Source organism: Caballeronia sp. (assembly GCF_049581465.1).
Classification (GTDB): domain Bacteria; phylum Pseudomonadota; class Gammaproteobacteria; order Burkholderiales; family Burkholderiaceae; genus Caballeronia.
On record NZ_JBAUSA010000715.1, the window covers coordinates 1 to 14,641 of the forward strand.

Here is a 14,641-nt window from a genome sequence, read left to right on the forward strand (position 1 = left end):
ATGTCGCAACCTTGGAAGACAAAACGCCCGATGAATTCATCGGGCGTTTTGCCGTGCGTTGTTTGAACTAACTTAATTAAGCCACTTGCCGGCTCTCTCCGCCCTTCGGATAGCGCCACTTCGCGAGCAACGCATTCCACTTCACCCGCGCCGCGTTCACGTTGTTGTCCTTCACGTGACCGTAACCGCGCATGGACTCCGGCAAGTTCGCCAGTTCGATCGCAAGCTGCAGCTTGTCGATCGTCAATCCGCTCATCAGCTCCTTTACCAGCGCCTCATACTCATCGATCAACGCCCGTTCCATCTTCCGCTCTTCAGTCCTGCCGAAGACATCGAACGCGGTGCCGCGCAGGAACTTCATCTTCGCCAAGATTTTCATCGCGGATAAAACCCACGGGCCGTACTGCTTCTTGATCAGATGCCCGTGTGCGTCCTTCTTCGAGAACATCGGCGGTGCAAGATGGAACTTCACTTTCCAGTCGCCTTCGAAGCTGCCCTTCAAACGTTCGATAAACGCTGGATCGGCATAAAGGCGCGCGACTTCGTACTCGTCCTTGTAGGCCATCAGCTTGTGCAGATTCTTCGCGACGGCCTCAGTCAGCGCGTATTGGCTCTCGCCGAAACTGCCGCCCACCTTGGCTTCCGCGATGCGCACCTGCGCGACGAGCCGCCCATAACGTGTCGCATACGCCTCGTCTTGATACGCGGCGAGATACGCGACGCGTTTTTCAATGAGTGCATCGAGTGCCTTCGGCGTATGCAGCGCGACAATCTTGCTGCTGTCCGTGCCAGACGCGGCTCCACGCCCTTGCGATTTCACAAGCGTCGTGACGGCCTCGACATCATGCGCCGCACGACGTCCCCATTCGAACGCGGCGAGGTTCTTCTCGACCTGCACCGCATTCAGCTCGATCGCGCGAACCAGCGATTCATGCCGCAACGGCACCCAGCCGCGCTGCCATGCAAAGCCAAGTACGAACGGGTTCGTGTAGATGGCGTCGCCAAGAAGTGCAACGGCGAAGCGATTGGCATCGACGAGCGCGACATGCTCGCCCGCCGCCGCTCGAATATCGGCTTGGGCGCTCGCACCCGGAAAGCGCCAGTTCGGGTTCTTGATGAAATCGGCGGTCGGCGTTTCAGCACTGTTGACCACCACGCGCGTATGTCCCGGCTGCATGCGCGAGCCGCATTCATCGCTGGCCGTGACAATCGCATCGCAACCGATCACGAGATCCGCTTCGCCCATCGCAATGCGCGTGGCGTGGATATCGCCGGGACGGGTCGCGATCTGCACATGGCTCATCACCGCGCCGCCTTTTTGCGCGAGGCCGGTGACATCGAGGACGGTTACGCCCTTTTGTTCGAGATGCGACGCCATGCCGAGCAATGCGCCGATGGTGACCACGCCCGTTCCACCCACGCCGGTGACCAGAACGCCATAAGGCCGGTCGATTGACGGCAATTCAGGCATGGGAACGGGCGGCATTGCATCGTCGGAAGCGCTCGTAACCTTAGGCTTCTTCAACTGGCCGCCTTCAACCGTGACGAAGCTCGGGCAGAAGCCGTTCACGCACGAGTAGTCCTTGTTGCAGGTCGACTGGTTGATCTGGCGTTTCATGCCGTACTCGGTATCGAGCGGTTCCACCGACAAACAGTTCGATTTCACCGAGCAATCGCCGCAACCTTCGCAGACGGCTTCGTTGATGACCACGCGCTTCGCCGGATCGGGATACGCACCGCGTTTCCTTCTACGGCGTTTTTCCGTCGCGCAGGTCTGGTCGTAGATCAGGATCGATGTTCCCGCGATCTCCCTGAGTTGGCGCTGGACTTCATCGAGCTTGTCGCGGTGGAACACATCGATACCCGGCGCCAGCCCCACGTTCGCCTGGTACTTCTCGGGTTCATCGGTGACGATCACGATCTTCGACGCCCCTTCGGCCGCCAGTTGATGCGTGATTTGCGGCACGGTGAGCACGCCATCGACGGGCTGGCCGCCGGTCATCGCGACCGCGTCGTTGTATAGGATCTTGTATGTGATGTTGTTCTTCGACGCGATAGCCGCCCGAATCGCCAGCAAGCCGGAGTGGAAGTAGGTGCCATCGCCGAGATTGGCGAACACGTGTTTGTCGTTCGAAAACGGCGCCTGGCCAATCCATGCGACGCCTTCGCCGCCCATCTGGCTGAATGTGCTCGTGCTCCGGTCCATCCAGACGGTCATGTAATGACAGCCGATGCCGGCCATTGCGCGCGATCCTTCCGGCACGTTCGTCGACGTATTGTGCGGACAGCCCGAGCAGAACCACGGCTTGCGCTCCGCTTCCACGCGTGGCTTTGCGAGCGCTCTTTCCTTCGCTTCGATCACCGCGATACGCGTAGCGATGCGCGCGCGGACATCGGCGGGAAGGTCGAACTTGTCGAGCCGCTTGGCAATCGCCTTCGCGATGATCGCCGGCGACAACTCGTAATGCGCCGGCAGCAACCAGTTGCCCATCGGTACTGACCACTCGCCGCCCGCGCCATCCTTTTCGTCGAACTTGCCGAACACGCGGGGCCGTTGCGCGTCAGGCCAGTTGTAAAGCTCTTCCTTGATCGCGTATTCCAGGATCTGGCGCTTTTCCTCCACAACCAGAATCTCTTCGAGGCCATGCGCGAATGCGTGCGCGCCTTGCGCTTCGAGTGGCCACACGCAGCCGACCTTGTACAAGCGAATACCGATGCGCGAGCAGGTTTCATCGTCGAGACCCAGGTCGCTCAAAGCCTGACGCACATCGAGATAAGCCTTGCCCGCCGTCATGATGCCAAAGCGCGCTTGCGGCGACTCGATCTCGATCCGGTCCAGCTTGTTCGCGCGCACGTAGGCGAGCGCGGCGTACCACTTGTAGTCGAGCAACCGCGCTTCCTGAACCAAAGGCGGATCGGGCCAGCGGATATTCAATCCGCCTTCCGGCATCGCGAAATCGGTAGGCAACACGATTTGCATGCGATGCGGATCGATATCGACCGAAGCTGACGACTCCACCACGTCAGTCACGCATTTCATCGCAACCCAGAGCCCCGAATAGCGGCTCATGGCCCAGCCGTGCAAGCCGAAGTCCAGGTATTCCTGCACATTCGACGGAAACAGCACCGGCAAGCCGCATGCCTTGAAAATGTGTTCGGACTGGTGCGCAAGCGTGGAGGATTTCGCCGCGTGGTCGTCACCGGCTAGAACCAGGACGCCGCCGTGCGCGGCCGAGCCCGCCGAATTTGCGTGCTTGAACACATCGCCGGTTCGATCGACGCCCGGCCCTTTGCCGTACCACATCGAGAACACGCCGTCGTGCTTGGCGCTCGGGTAAAGATTGACTTGCTGCGAGCCCCAGACGGCGGTTGCCGCGAGGTCTTCGTTCACGCCCGGCTGGAACACGATCTTTTGCGCGGCGAGGTGCTTCTTCGCCTTCCACAGGTGTTGATCGAGCGCGCCAAGGGGGGAACCGCGATAACCGGAGATGAACCCGGCGGTGTTGAGACCTGCCGCCTGGTCGCGTTGTTGTTGCAGCATCGGCAGCCGAACCAGCGCCTGTATGCCGCTCATGTACGCGCGACCGCGTTCCAGCGTGTATTTGTCGTCGAGGGTGACGGACTTTAAAGCAGCTTCTAGTGAAGCCTGTTGTTTGGGGTCTAGCGGGGCATTCATTGTTGTAACTCTCCACCAACGTTTGGGATCGCCAAAGCACATCTAGGGCTTTCGCGTCTTGTGAACGCGGCGGCCGGGATTATGAGTGTGACTTATTTGAATTTCTTCCAGCACTGGTAGTAACCCGCTGAAGAGCGTTTTAGCCCGCGCATGTTACGGGATGTAAAAACGCCCGATTTTGAGACTTTTCGGGGAACCGTTCGGGTCCATATCCTTCAAACACCCGCTTGGCGTTCGTTGAACGCTCGCTTTTGTAGTCGAATCAGCAGCACGTAGTCGAAGAGGAAATGTATGAAACAGCGCCATATTCAGAATTTTTTGATGGTTTCGACGGCGTTCTTCGCCATGAATGCACCGGTGCGCGCGGGAGGTTGCGCCGACTCGGAAGCGGCCCTATCCGGCGCACCCCGAATTTCGCAGGTCCGGGTTGAAGCGATCGCAAGCAAAGGCACGGCGTCTGACAAGGCCGGTTAACGCTCCGCCCCCAAACGCGGCATGCAAAAAATGGCGGTGATCTCATCAATCCCGCCATTTTTTCCTTGGCCAGCGCCGTTCCCGAATTAACTCGTCGTCGTGTCCTTCAAAACGCCGCGCCGTATCTGGTCCAGTTCGATCGATTCGAACAGCGCCTTGAAGTTGCCCTCGCCGAAGCCCTGATTGCCCTTGCGTTGAATGATCTCGAAGAAGATCGGACCAATCTGGTTTTCCGTGAAGATCTGCAGCAGGATTTCATCGGCGACGCCATCGATCAAAATCTTCCGCTTACGCAGTTCAGGTGTCGATTCGCCGTGATTCGGCACGCGCCGGTCGACCAGTTCGTAATACGTGTCGATGGTGTCGAGCAATGCAATCTTCGAATCGCGCAATCCGTCGACCGTGCTGCAAATGTCGGCACTGGCGAGCGCAACGTGCTGAATGCCTTCGCCGTGGTACGCATCAAGATATTCCTGAATTTGTCCCGATGTATCCGACCCTTCCTCGTTGATCGGAATGCGAATCTTGCCGCAGGGTGAGCTCATCGCTTTCGATTTGACCGCCGTTACCTTGCCTTCTATGTCGAAGTAACGTGCCTCGCGGAAATTGAACAGGCGTTCGTAGAATTCGGCCCATTCCACCATCCGGCCGCGATGCACGTTGTGCGTCAAATGGTCGATGTACGTCAGGCCATGGCCGACCGGATGTTGATCGGCGCCGGGAATCGGTTCGAAATCGACGTCGTAAATGCTGATGTCGCCGATGCTGCCCGGTTGCGCGCCGTTTTTGCCGCGCCAACGGTCGACAAAATAAATCAGCGAATCGCCGACGCCCTTGATCGCCGGAATGTTCAGCTCCATCGGGCCGGTCTTGTTGTCGAACCCCCAGGCGCCCAACTCCAGCGCGCGCTTGTACGCCTTTCCTGCATCGGCCACGCGAAAAGCGATCGCGCAAATCGACGGCCCGTGCACGCGCGCGAAACGCTGCGCGAACGAATCCGGCTCGGCATTCACCAGGAAATTGATGTCGCCCTGCCTATATAGCGTCACGTCTTTCACGCGGTGTTTCGCGATCGCGGTAAATCCCATTTGCACGAACAGCTTGCCGAGCGCGACCGGATCGGGCGCGGTGTATTCGATGAATTCGAAACCGTCGGTTCCGACGGGATTGTCCCAAGTCGTTGGCTGCATGGTTGTCTCCTGAGCGATTTAACGAGACAAAGTGTAGTGACGGACACGCGGTGAATGCTTGCGAATTAAATCGTCGATGTCTACGATAGCGCATGTTTATGCCGTCAAATAGCGAAAAGGAGACAGATAATGGCTGAAATGGAACTTGATGCGATCGATCGTAAAATCCTGGCGATTCTTCAGGTCAACGGCCGGCTGTCGAATCAGGACATTGCCGACCAGGTGAGTCTTTCGCCGAGTCCGTGTTTGCGGCGGATTAGCCGGATGGAAGAGGGCGGCGTGATCCGCGAATACGGCGCGCTGCTCGAGCCACGGCTGCTCGGACTCGGGCTGCGCGCGTTCGTGAACGTGCGGCTGGAGAAGCGCGGCGGGACGAGTTTCGCGGCGGGAATGAAAAATCCGCCGACGCACGCGGATCTCTTCCGCGAGGCTGTGCGCGCGTGGCCTGAAGTCGTGGCATGCGACGCTATGACCGGCGACATGGATTACCTGCTGCGCGTCCAGGTGGAGGACATGGAGCACTTTTCGCGCTTCATGCAGGATGAGTTGCTGCACCATCCCTCGGTGATCGACGTGAAGACCAGCTTCTCGCTTGAGCGCGTCAAGGAGACGACAGCGCTGCCGATTCGATGAATCGTTGGCCAAAGACACACGCAACTTCGCATTTCGCTACGCCGCCACCAAGCCGATCACCCGCCACGTTTCCTGCAGACGCAAAAAAGGCGGCTTTCGCCGCCTTTCGTGCTTTTGCGCATGCTTGCTGATTCGAGCCCGTTCTTAGGCCGCGTCTGCGGTAGGCATGAACGCCTGAAACATTTGCGATGCCCGGCGCGCCTGGCGCTTGACCGCGTAATCGATGACTGCGGCGTGTTCCTGCACCATCTCCGTCATGATGCTGCGCTGGTCAGCCGGTGGCAGCGACAAATACGCGTCGGCTTCGCCATACGCATACTCGATCTTCATGCCCGATTTCTTCGCGATGTGCATCATGGTGGAGTTTCGTGACAAACAATGCATGTAGAGCGTGGAAACTTGCGTATTTCGGCTGTGGATGGCTGCGCGCTCAAACAGACGGCTTCCGACACCGCGCCCGCGTGCGCTTTCCAGCACCGATACGCCGTACTCCGCCGTGCGCTTGTCGGCTTCAGACGGAAGGTAGGCCAGGTGGCCAACGCCAACGAGGACCAGTTGATCGTCGAAGACGCCAAAAACCGTGTCGCCCGGGAAGTCGATGTTCGCCACGTAGTTTTCAATCACGCGATCCGGCACGACTTGGCCGAAGCGCAGAAGGCGGTCGTCTTCGTCGAGTGCGAGGAAATGCTTGAGGAGTCGCTCACGATCCGTGGAGGAAAGTTCGCGGACGAGAACGGGCGAACGACCGGCAGACGAGTTCGAGCGTTCGGCTGCAAGGCTCGGCGCGGCAAGGCGGTTGAAAGACGTGTTCACGATGGTGGCTCCTTATTCATCAAGCGACGCGTGGTGCGCCGCAAAACGAATTTTAGCCGATCCTCGTAAACCGCACTAGGGAAAACCCGTAATAGAGTGTTGAGCTTTTCGTCTAAAGCGGGTTTTGAGAAACAAATTATTGATTAAAAACAATGAGTTAAATAGACGTGAGCAAACGGCATTCCCGATCATTCGTATTGTTGTTGCAGCGCCGCATTCTCAGCTATCGCCGTTCATCCCGTGCTCGATCACCTCGACAACCTGGTCCGCAAACTCCCGATAACCCATCTTTCCGTCCGGCTTGAGCCACGTAAAAGTCCAGTTGATCATCCCGAACACCATCATCGTGAGCGCGGTCTGGTTCTCTTTCGTCGCACGTTTCGGATACGCGCGCACGAGTTGCCGGGCGAACGCCGCGACAATGCCGCGCTGCCGTTCGAGCACGATCTCGCGTTGGGTATCTTCGAGATATTTCACGTCGTTAAGCAGCGCAACGTGCCGGCTGTGCGATGTCTCATATTCCGACAGAAAGGCGCGCACGAGCTCCGCAAAGGCTTCGCGCTCGGAGAGGCCGCGTCGTTGGCTTGCTCCTTCCACCTCCGCAATGATCAGCATCAGCCGCTTGGTGTAGCGGTCGAGCAGGTCGAAGAGGATGGCTTCCTTGCTCGCGTAATAGTGATACAGCCGCGCTTTGGACGTGCCGCTGGCGGCTGCCAGATCGGCCATCGATGTGCTCGGGTAGCTGGTCTGCGCAAACTTGGCTGCGGCGAGTTCGAGAATCTGCTCGCGTTGTGTGTCGTGATCGGGCGCTCGGGTTCGGGCCATTGAGTCTCGGAATATTGCTGAAGCTATCTTGGAATTTTAATGGGCGGCGCGGCAAATCTCGGCGTCCGCCATCCTGGCGGTATCGCCGCGAATCTTGAGTTTTCCTGCGGCGACGAGTTCGCGGCATCGCCAGAAGGCGATTGAGTCGCTGACCATGAAGCCGAAGCTCGCGCCCATGACCTGTCCGGCAACGCGCCGCGCGGCTTGCCAGCCATCGCTCGCGATCTGCAGGATGGTTTCGTCGACATCCGAGAACGTTCCCGCCGTAAACGTGTTGTCGCGCCAGCGGCGAGTGTCGCTGTTGATCTGCTTCACCTCCTGCCATTCCAGCGCGAGGCGGCCGATGCGCAGCACGGAGATGGGCGCAGCGCTCGGCAGCTTCGCGAGCAATTCGGCGGCGTGGAACATGCCGACTGCCGTTGCGTTGTCGCCACGGCCGCGGCGCGTGCCGTCGGCGTTGGCGGACAGGTCGTTTTCGTCGAGTCTGGCTTCGTTCAGACGCTGCGGCGCGGTTCGCAACCGATACGCCACGCGTCGCAAAGTGAGCTGGTCGGCGGCGCTTTGACCGTGCCAGATCACCACTTGACCGCTTTCCTGCGCGAGTTCACGCAGAACTGCGTCCTGTTCCTTCAGTTTCGCGATGAAATCAAACTTGGCCTCGTTCAGCACCTGCTGCCAGAACACGCCCCGTGCTTCCGGATTGTCGTCGATACCCTTTAGCTGGCCGACCGCGAGGTCGTCCTTCAGTGGCACGACGCGTTCGTCGCGGCCTGCCGTTAGCAGTGCCTCGCGCAAGGTATCGGCTGCGTGGTCGCCGTTGGTAACGTGGATGGTGCTCATGTGTCGCATAGCCGGCAAGACGTAAAAAGGCCGTCGTTGCGATTGTCCGCGCGGCGACTTGGCGCGGCACGGAGCATTCGAAACGAGCGGCCCCTAGTGTAAGCGAATCGACTCAGCGCAAAACGCCAAACACCATTTCAGCGTTCGTCATAGCTCACTACCACTCGGTCGCTGACCGGATGGCACTGGCACGTGAGGACGAAACCGGCGTCGATCTCGTGCTGTTCGAGCGTGTAGTTCTTCTCCATCGTGACCTCGCCTTCCAGGACTTTCGCGCGGCACGTGCAGCACACGCCGCCTTTGCAGGCATAGGGCAACGCCAGGCCGGCCTTGAGCCCGACGTCGAGCACGCTCACGCCGATGTAGGGCAACCGAAGCTTGCGCTTTTTCCCGTCGATGATCAGTTCCAGGTCGGCGGTGGGCGTGTCGTCGGTGATCTCGATAGCGGGTACGCCCGCCTGCGGCAACGGCGTGCCAAAGCGCTCGACGTGCACCTGTTTCGCCGGCACGCCCGCGGCCTTCAGCGCCGCTTCGGCGGCATCCATCATCGGGCCGGGCCCGCAAATAAAGGCTTCGTCGATGTCACTGGCGGGCACGAGCGAGTTTAGGAACGCCGCGCACTTTTCCTCGTTCAGCACGCCATTGAACAGCTCGACGTCCTGCAGATCGTCCGACATCACGTGATACAGCGAGAACCGGCTCATAAAGCGGTTCTTCAGGTCTTCGAGTTCTTCCGCGAACATGATCGCGTCCACGCTGCGGTTGCCGTAGACAAGCGTGAAGCGGCTCGTCGGCTCGGTTTCGAGCGTGGTCTTGATGATTGCCAGCACGGGGGTGATCCCGGAGCCGCCCGAAAACGCGACGTAGTGCTTTACGTGGTCGGCGTTCAAGTGGGTGAAAAAGCGGCCATCGGGCGTCATGACTTCTATTTCGTGGCCCGGTTTGAGCGTATCGAAGGCGAAATTGGAGAAGCGGCCGCCGCGCACGCGCTTGATGCCAATGCGTAATTCGCCGTCGCGGTCGTAGTCGGTCACGCCGACGCAAATGGAATACGAGCGCCGCGTTTCCTCGCCGTCGATGTGCGTCTTCAACGTGACGAACTGGCCCTGCGTGAAGCGGAACGCGTCGCGCAGCGCGTGCGGCACTTCGAAGGAAACGGTGACGGCGTCGGCCGTTTCGGGCCGAACGTCGCGGATGCGCAGTGGATGGAATTGCGGAGTCGACATGATCGTTTTCAGTACGGTTTGAAGTAGTCGAACGGCTCGCGGCAATCGATGCAGCGATACAAGGCCTTGCACGCCGTCGACCCGAATTGCGCCAGGCGCTCGGTGTGCGACGACCCGCAACGCGGGCAAGCGGGTTTGTCGACGGTACGGGGCACGAAGCGAATGGGCTGTTCTCGCGGCGTGTGCTCATTTGAGCCGCAATTACCCATCGGCGGCGCGATGCCGTATTGCCTGAGCTTTTCCCGCGCGGCGTCGGTCATCCAGTCGGTGGTCCACGCCGGCGCCAGGACCGTATCAATTCGATGCTTCGCGAACCCCGCATGATGCAGCGCGGCGCCGATGTCTTCGGCAATCTGGTACATCGCCGGACAGCCCGAGTAGGTCGGCGTGATGACGACTTCCAGTGTGTCGTCGGCGGCTCGGCGCACGTCGCGCAGAATGCCGAGTTCACGGATGGACACCACCGGAATCTCCGGATCGGGCACGGTTTCGAGCACGGCCCAGGCGCGTTCGAGTATGGCGGAGTCGGCATCGGCATCGGCATCGGCATCGGGGGCCGTTGGCATGAGATTCACCACGTTGCCCCGGGATGTTGCCGCGCGATGCTCTGCAACTCGGCTAGCAGGAAGCCCATGTGTTCGGAATGCTCGCCGAGCTTGCCGGTGCTGACGTGGCGGACATCGGCGGGAACGTTCAAGGTCGCTTCGGCGATTGTGGCGTTCACGTCTTCATGCCACAGCGGTTCGAGCGTTGCCGTCAGCGGCCCGATTCCCGAAACCGCGATGCTTCTTTCCACGTCGTCCACGCTGAAGAATTCCCGCGTGTAGGGCATCAGGTAATCAAGCGCTGCCTGAGCCCGCCCATGCGACTCTTCGGTGCCATCGCCGAAACGGATCAGCCAGTCGCTTGCGTGGTGCAGGTGATAGCGCGTTTCCTTGATCGACTTCGACGCGATCGCCGCGAGGTGCTCGTCGGTGGATTGCATCAGCGCCGTCCACAGATGGCCCATCAGAGTGGAGTAGAGGAAGTTGCGCACGACGGTCACCGCGTAATCGCGATCCGAGCGCGCGGTCCCGGACAACGGCCCCGAGTGCGGCAACTCTGACATCGTGTAATTGCGAAATTCCCCTTCGGCGCGGAAATACGCGTAATCGTCTTCGGTCTTGGTCGTGCCGTGTAATTGCGCGTCGAGCGTGGCGGCGTGCGAATAAAGCAGGCGCGCCTGTCCGATCAAATCGAGGCTCATATTGGCCAGCGCGATATCTTCCTCAAGAACCGGGCCGTGGCCGCACCATTCGGCGTTGCGTTGACCAAGGATCAGCGCGTTATCGGCGAGGCGCAGTACGTAGGACAGATGTTGGGGCGTCGTCATAGCTTGGCTCATCGTGGCTCGTCGCTTACATGTGGTTAATTTCGTCGGGCAGCACGAAAAACGTCGGATGCCGATAGATTTTGTCGCCGGCGGGTTCGAAGAGCTCGGCCTTATCGGCGGGATCGGACGCTGTTATTGCCGCCGATGGCACCACCCAGATGCTCACGCCTTCCTGGCGGCGCGTGTACACGTCGCGCGCCATGCGCAGGGCGCCGGGCGCGTCGGGCGCGTGAAGACTGCCGCAATGCTTATGGTCAAGACCCTGTTTGCTGCGTACGAACACTTCCCAAATCGGCCATTCCTGGTTCATTTCGTGTCTCCTTTAAGCGGCTTGCTTTTGAGCGCGGGCGGCTTGCTTGGCGGCGTGCGCCATTGCGGCATCGCGAACCCAGGCGCCGTCGTCGTGGGCTTTCACGCGCGTGGCGAGTCGTTCCTTGTTGCACGGTCCGTCGCCGTTCACGACGCGCCAGAATTCGTCCCAGTCGATCGCGCCGTATTCATGCTGGCCGAGTTCCTCGTTCCATTTCAGGTCGGGGTCGGGCAGCGTCACGCCGAGGATCGCCGCTTGTTCGACGGTGGCATCGACGAATTTTTGGCGCAGGTCGTCGTTGGAAATACGCTTGATGCCCCATTTGAACGATTGGCCGCTGTGGATGGAATCCTTGTCGCTTGGGCCGAACATCATCAGCACCGGCCACCACCAGCGGTCCACGGCTTGCTGGACCATTTGCTTCTGTGCGTTGGTGCCTTTCATCATGGAGAGGAGGGCGTCGAAGCCTTGTCGCTGATGGAAGGACTCTTCCTTGCAGATGCGGACCATTGCGCGGGCATACGGGCCATATGTGCAGCGGCAGAGCGGGATCTGGTTCATGATCGCGGCGCCGTCGACCAGCCAGCCGATCACGCCCACGTCCGCCCAGGTGGGCGTCGGGTAGTTGAAGATGCTCGAATATTTGGCTTTTCCGGCGTGGAGGGCGTTGACGAGTTGGTCGCGCGAGACGCCCATGGTTTCCGCGGCGCTATATAAGTAGAGGCCGTGTCCGCCTTCGTCCTGGACCTTCGCGAGCAGGATCGCCTTGCGCTTCAGGCTTGGCGCGCGCGAGATCCAGTTGCCTTCCGGCAGCATGCCGACGATTTCGGAATGCGCGTGCTGAGAGATCTGCCGCACTAGCGTTTTGCGATAGGCGTCTGGCATCCAGTCTTGCGCTTCGATCTTGCCATCTGCGGCCATGACGGCGTCAAAACGGTTTTGTTCCGGCGATGACGCGGCGGGGTCGATGGATTGCACGTTGCCGGGGGTATCGAGGGATTGCGTGTACATGACGTAGCGCTCGCTCAAGGAAGTCGGTGTGCGTCAATTATAAACCGACCGGTCGGTCGGTTTATAATTATTTTTGAGATAAGACGAAAGGCGTTCCGGGAGGGGCTTGGACCGGGGCGCGCAAAGCGGCCCAAAGGCCATGGTGGTGCGAGTTAACGGCTAGCCACGAATATAGGGCCGTCGAGGCGAAGCGTGTGCGTGCCGTTTGCGTGAGAGGGGGGTGTTCAACTGAGTGTTGAAGGGTGGGGACCGTGCTACGTTCGGGCCAAAGACCTGAAATGAGCAACGACGACACTGAGGTATTCGCGGTTTGAACGCGTTTCTTTGCTTCGTTTCTTTGCGCGTTTGCAGAAATGAAGTCCCGCCCCGGATAGGCGCTAACAGAAATAAACAAGAAAATCCGACTTAAGCAGAACGACCACGCTAGCAGGAGGACTCAACGTTATCCTCACACTCGCCGCGATCAGCACCCCTCCACTCTAGCCCCATACTCACCGCAAGCAGCACCGCCCAAAACGGCCCAAAGCCCCCTCCGGGAACGCCCCTCCGGGAACGCCCCCTCAAATAGCCTCCGTCAGCAGCCGCAACTCCTCAAGCAACTTCACCGCCGGCCCAGGCAGAATCCCCTGCCGCCGGCGAAAAGCGGTCAACGTCCGCGAGGCTTCCAAATCTTGAATATTCAACGCGTCGAAAACCCGCGCCTGGCTCTCGGCGTAATACATTGGCTCGGCCATCCAGCTCAAAAATCCGCATCGCGCGACGAAACTTTTGAGCACTGTTATCGAACGCGTCTCGACAACGACCTTCGGTAAGCCGAGTCCCCGCGCGGCGAAGGTCGCGCGCATATGCTCGAATGGACCCGTGCCACGCGGTGGAATGGCCCAGCGTTCTTCCATTACATCGGCGAGATGCAATGGCCCGCGGTCGCGCAACGGGTGCCCGGACGCAGCCACCACATAGCTGTTGTCGGTCCAGCGACAATCGGGAATCGCGCTGATTTCATCCGTGTCCGGGGCGGCGGTACTCAGCGCCAGGTCGATTTCGTGCGTCAGCAGCCCCTCGGCTAGCCGATCCCACACGCCTTCCATAATCTCCACGCGCAAGTTCGGCCACTTGTCGAGCACCTGACTCACCGCGAGCGGCAGGATCAGGCTCGCGATACTTCCCACCGCGCCGACCTTGATCGTGCCCTTTGCCAGTCCGCGCATTGCATCGATTTCCTCGCGTGCTTGTGCGGCTGCGTGCTGCAGCAGCATGGCGTGAGGCAGTAACGCGTCGCCAATGGCGGTCAGTTCCATTCCCTTCGAATGACGCTCGAACAGGGGCGCGCCGACCTGCGCCTCCAGCCGTTTGAGTGCGCGGCTCAACGCCGGCTGCGTCAGGTGCAGCGCGCTCGCGGCACGGCCGAGACTGCCGCAGGAAACAATGGTTGTGAAGAGCCTGAGTTGCTGAAGGTTGTAGCTAATGGTCTTCCCTTAATTCGATCCAAAGGTGCGACCCGAGCGATCTGCGCAAAACGCTTCTGTGCGAAGCCATTGATACGATTATTGCAATAAAGCCCATGCACAAAGGGCATGACTTTGGCCCGAAAAGGTAATTTTCAGTCAAACAAGGGCGGCTCATACTCGGTGCACTTCGATCAAACGCCAGCCACCATGACAGTCCGAGCCTCTGTTTCACCCGCAGCCCACGGTACGCCGACCGTCCGTGATTCGGTTATCGACTTGATGCGCCGTCTCGGCATGACATCCGTGTTCGCCAACCCTGGCTCCACTGAGCTGCCGATGTTCCGCGATTTCCCCGCCGATTTCCGTTACGTACTCGGCTTGCAGGAAGCCGTTGTCGTCGGCATGGCGGACGGTTTTGCTCAGGCGAGCGGCCGCGCTTCGCTGGTAAATCTGCATTCGGCGGCGGGCGTGGGCAACGCGATGGGCAACATCTTCACGGCCTTTAAAAATCACACGCCAATCGTGATCACCGCCGGCCAGCAGGCCCGATCGATACTGCCGTACGACCCGTTCCTGTGCGCCACGCAAGCCGCTGAAATGCCGAAGCCGTATGTGAAATGGAGCATCGAACCCGCACGCGCGCAGGACGTGCCGCTCGCGCTGGCGCGCGCATACAGGATTGCGATGCAGGAACCGCGCGGACCGGTGTTCGTATCGATTCCCGTGGACGACTGGGATCAGCCGGCCGAATACGTCGCGGTGACTGAGGTCAGCACGGCCGTGCGGCCGGATCCGGCGGCGCTCGAACGTCTCGGCGCGGCGC

General features: G+C 60.0%; 13 protein-coding genes. 2 read left to right on the top strand and 11 right to left on the bottom strand.

Annotated elements, in window-relative coordinates; genetic code table 11:
• Nucleotides 1-76: 76 nt before the first annotated feature.
• The gene (locus WCA53_RS17550; RefSeq protein WP_423913163.1) at nt 77-3,676 is read right to left on the bottom strand and encodes an indolepyruvate ferredoxin oxidoreductase family protein; all 3,600 of its coding nucleotides are present in this window, start codon (nt 3,674-3,676) and stop codon (nt 77-79) included.
• Between the two features lie 560 nt (nt 3,677-4,236).
• The gene (hppD, locus tag WCA53_RS17555; RefSeq protein WP_423913166.1) at nt 4,237-5,340 is read right to left on the bottom strand and encodes a 4-hydroxyphenylpyruvate dioxygenase; all 1,104 of its coding nucleotides are present in this window, start codon (nt 5,338-5,340) and stop codon (nt 4,237-4,239) included.
• Between the two features lie 129 nt (nt 5,341-5,469).
• Between hppD and WCA53_RS17560 the strand changes: the two genes are divergently transcribed.
• Nucleotides 5,470-5,973, top strand: a complete 504-nt coding sequence (locus tag WCA53_RS17560; RefSeq protein ID WP_423913168.1) for an Lrp/AsnC family transcriptional regulator — start codon at nt 5,470-5,472, stop codon at nt 5,971-5,973.
• Nucleotides 5,974-6,117: 144 nt separating this feature from the next.
• Here the strand turns inward: WCA53_RS17560 and WCA53_RS17565 are convergent, their stop codons facing one another.
• The 9 genes from WCA53_RS17565 to WCA53_RS17605 form a co-directional block, all read right to left on the bottom strand.
• Nucleotides 6,118-6,786 (bottom strand): GNAT family N-acetyltransferase, encoded by a 669-nt coding sequence (locus tag WCA53_RS17565; protein ID WP_423913171.1) that lies wholly within the window; start codon nt 6,784-6,786, stop codon nt 6,118-6,120.
• A gap of 219 nt (nt 6,787-7,005) precedes the next feature.
• A complete protein-coding gene (locus WCA53_RS17570) occupies nt 7,006-7,611 on the bottom strand; it encodes a TetR/AcrR family transcriptional regulator (RefSeq protein ID WP_423913174.1) in 606 nt (201 codons plus the stop codon).
• Between the two features lie 36 nt (nt 7,612-7,647).
• Nucleotides 7,648-8,451: a DUF1835 domain-containing protein gene (locus tag WCA53_RS17575; RefSeq protein WP_423913178.1), complete on the bottom strand. Its 804-nt coding sequence runs from the start codon at nt 8,449-8,451 to the stop codon at nt 7,648-7,650.
• Nucleotides 8,452-8,588: 137 nt separating this feature from the next.
• On the bottom strand, nt 8,589-9,677 hold the full coding sequence (gene paaE / locus WCA53_RS17580; protein WP_423913182.1) for a 1,2-phenylacetyl-CoA epoxidase subunit PaaE: 1,089 nt from the start codon (nt 9,675-9,677) through the stop codon (nt 8,589-8,591).
• An 8-nt stretch (nt 9,678-9,685) separates the two neighbouring features.
• Nucleotides 9,686-10,243, bottom strand: coding sequence for a 1,2-phenylacetyl-CoA epoxidase subunit PaaD (gene paaD, locus WCA53_RS17585; RefSeq protein ID WP_423913187.1), 558 nt, complete (start codon nt 10,241-10,243; stop codon nt 9,686-9,688).
• 5 nt (nt 10,244-10,248) lie between these two features.
• Nucleotides 10,249-11,049, bottom strand: coding sequence for a 1,2-phenylacetyl-CoA epoxidase subunit PaaC (paaC, locus tag WCA53_RS17590; protein WP_423913190.1), 801 nt, complete (start codon nt 11,047-11,049; stop codon nt 10,249-10,251).
• A gap of 25 nt (nt 11,050-11,074) precedes the next feature.
• On the bottom strand, nt 11,075-11,359 hold the full coding sequence (gene paaB / locus WCA53_RS17595) for a 1,2-phenylacetyl-CoA epoxidase subunit PaaB (RefSeq protein ID WP_423913192.1): 285 nt from the start codon (nt 11,357-11,359) through the stop codon (nt 11,075-11,077).
• A gap of 12 nt (nt 11,360-11,371) precedes the next feature.
• Nucleotides 11,372-12,370, bottom strand: coding sequence for a 1,2-phenylacetyl-CoA epoxidase subunit PaaA (gene paaA / locus WCA53_RS17600; protein ID WP_423913195.1), 999 nt, complete (start codon nt 12,368-12,370; stop codon nt 11,372-11,374).
• A gap of 560 nt (nt 12,371-12,930) precedes the next feature.
• On the bottom strand, nt 12,931-13,836 hold the full coding sequence (locus tag WCA53_RS17605) for a LysR family transcriptional regulator (protein ID WP_423913202.1): 906 nt from the start codon (nt 13,834-13,836) through the stop codon (nt 12,931-12,933).
• A gap of 189 nt (nt 13,837-14,025) precedes the next feature.
• On the opposite strand from WCA53_RS17605, the gene WCA53_RS17610 reads away from it, so the two are divergent.
• A partial coding sequence (locus WCA53_RS17610; protein ID WP_423913197.1) for a thiamine pyrophosphate-binding protein occupies nt 14,026-14,641 on the top strand: 616 nt, incomplete at its 3' end.

Bases quoted from the DNA above. Each gene is read 5' to 3' on its own strand.
- hppD (WP_423913166.1), bottom strand. From the start codon at position 5,340: ATGCAGCCAACGACTTGGGACAATCCCGTCGGAACCGACGGTTTCGAA.
- paaB (WP_423913192.1), bottom strand. From the start codon at position 11,359: ATGAACCAGGAATGGCCGATTTGGGAAGTGTTCGTACGCAGCAAACAG.
- paaE (WP_423913182.1), bottom strand. From the start codon at position 9,677: ATGTCGACTCCGCAATTCCATCCACTGCGCATCCGCGACGTTCGGCCC.
- paaC (WP_423913190.1), bottom strand. From the start codon at position 11,049: ATGACGACGCCCCAACATCTGTCCTACGTACTGCGCCTCGCCGATAAC.
- WCA53_RS17560 (WP_423913168.1), top strand. From the start codon at position 5,470: ATGGCTGAAATGGAACTTGATGCGATCGATCGTAAAATCCTGGCGATT.
- paaA (WP_423913195.1), bottom strand. From the start codon at position 12,370: ATGTACACGCAATCCCTCGATACCCCCGGCAACGTGCAATCCATCGAC.
- WCA53_RS17550 (WP_423913163.1), bottom strand. From the start codon at position 3,676: ATGAATGCCCCGCTAGACCCCAAACAACAGGCTTCACTAGAAGCTGCT.
- WCA53_RS17575 (WP_423913178.1), bottom strand. From the start codon at position 8,451: ATGAGCACCATCCACGTTACCAACGGCGACCACGCAGCCGATACCTTG.
- WCA53_RS17570 (WP_423913174.1), bottom strand. From the start codon at position 7,611: ATGGCCCGAACCCGAGCGCCCGATCACGACACACAACGCGAGCAGATT.
- paaD (WP_423913187.1), bottom strand. From the start codon at position 10,243: ATGCCAACGGCCCCCGATGCCGATGCCGATGCCGATGCCGACTCCGCC.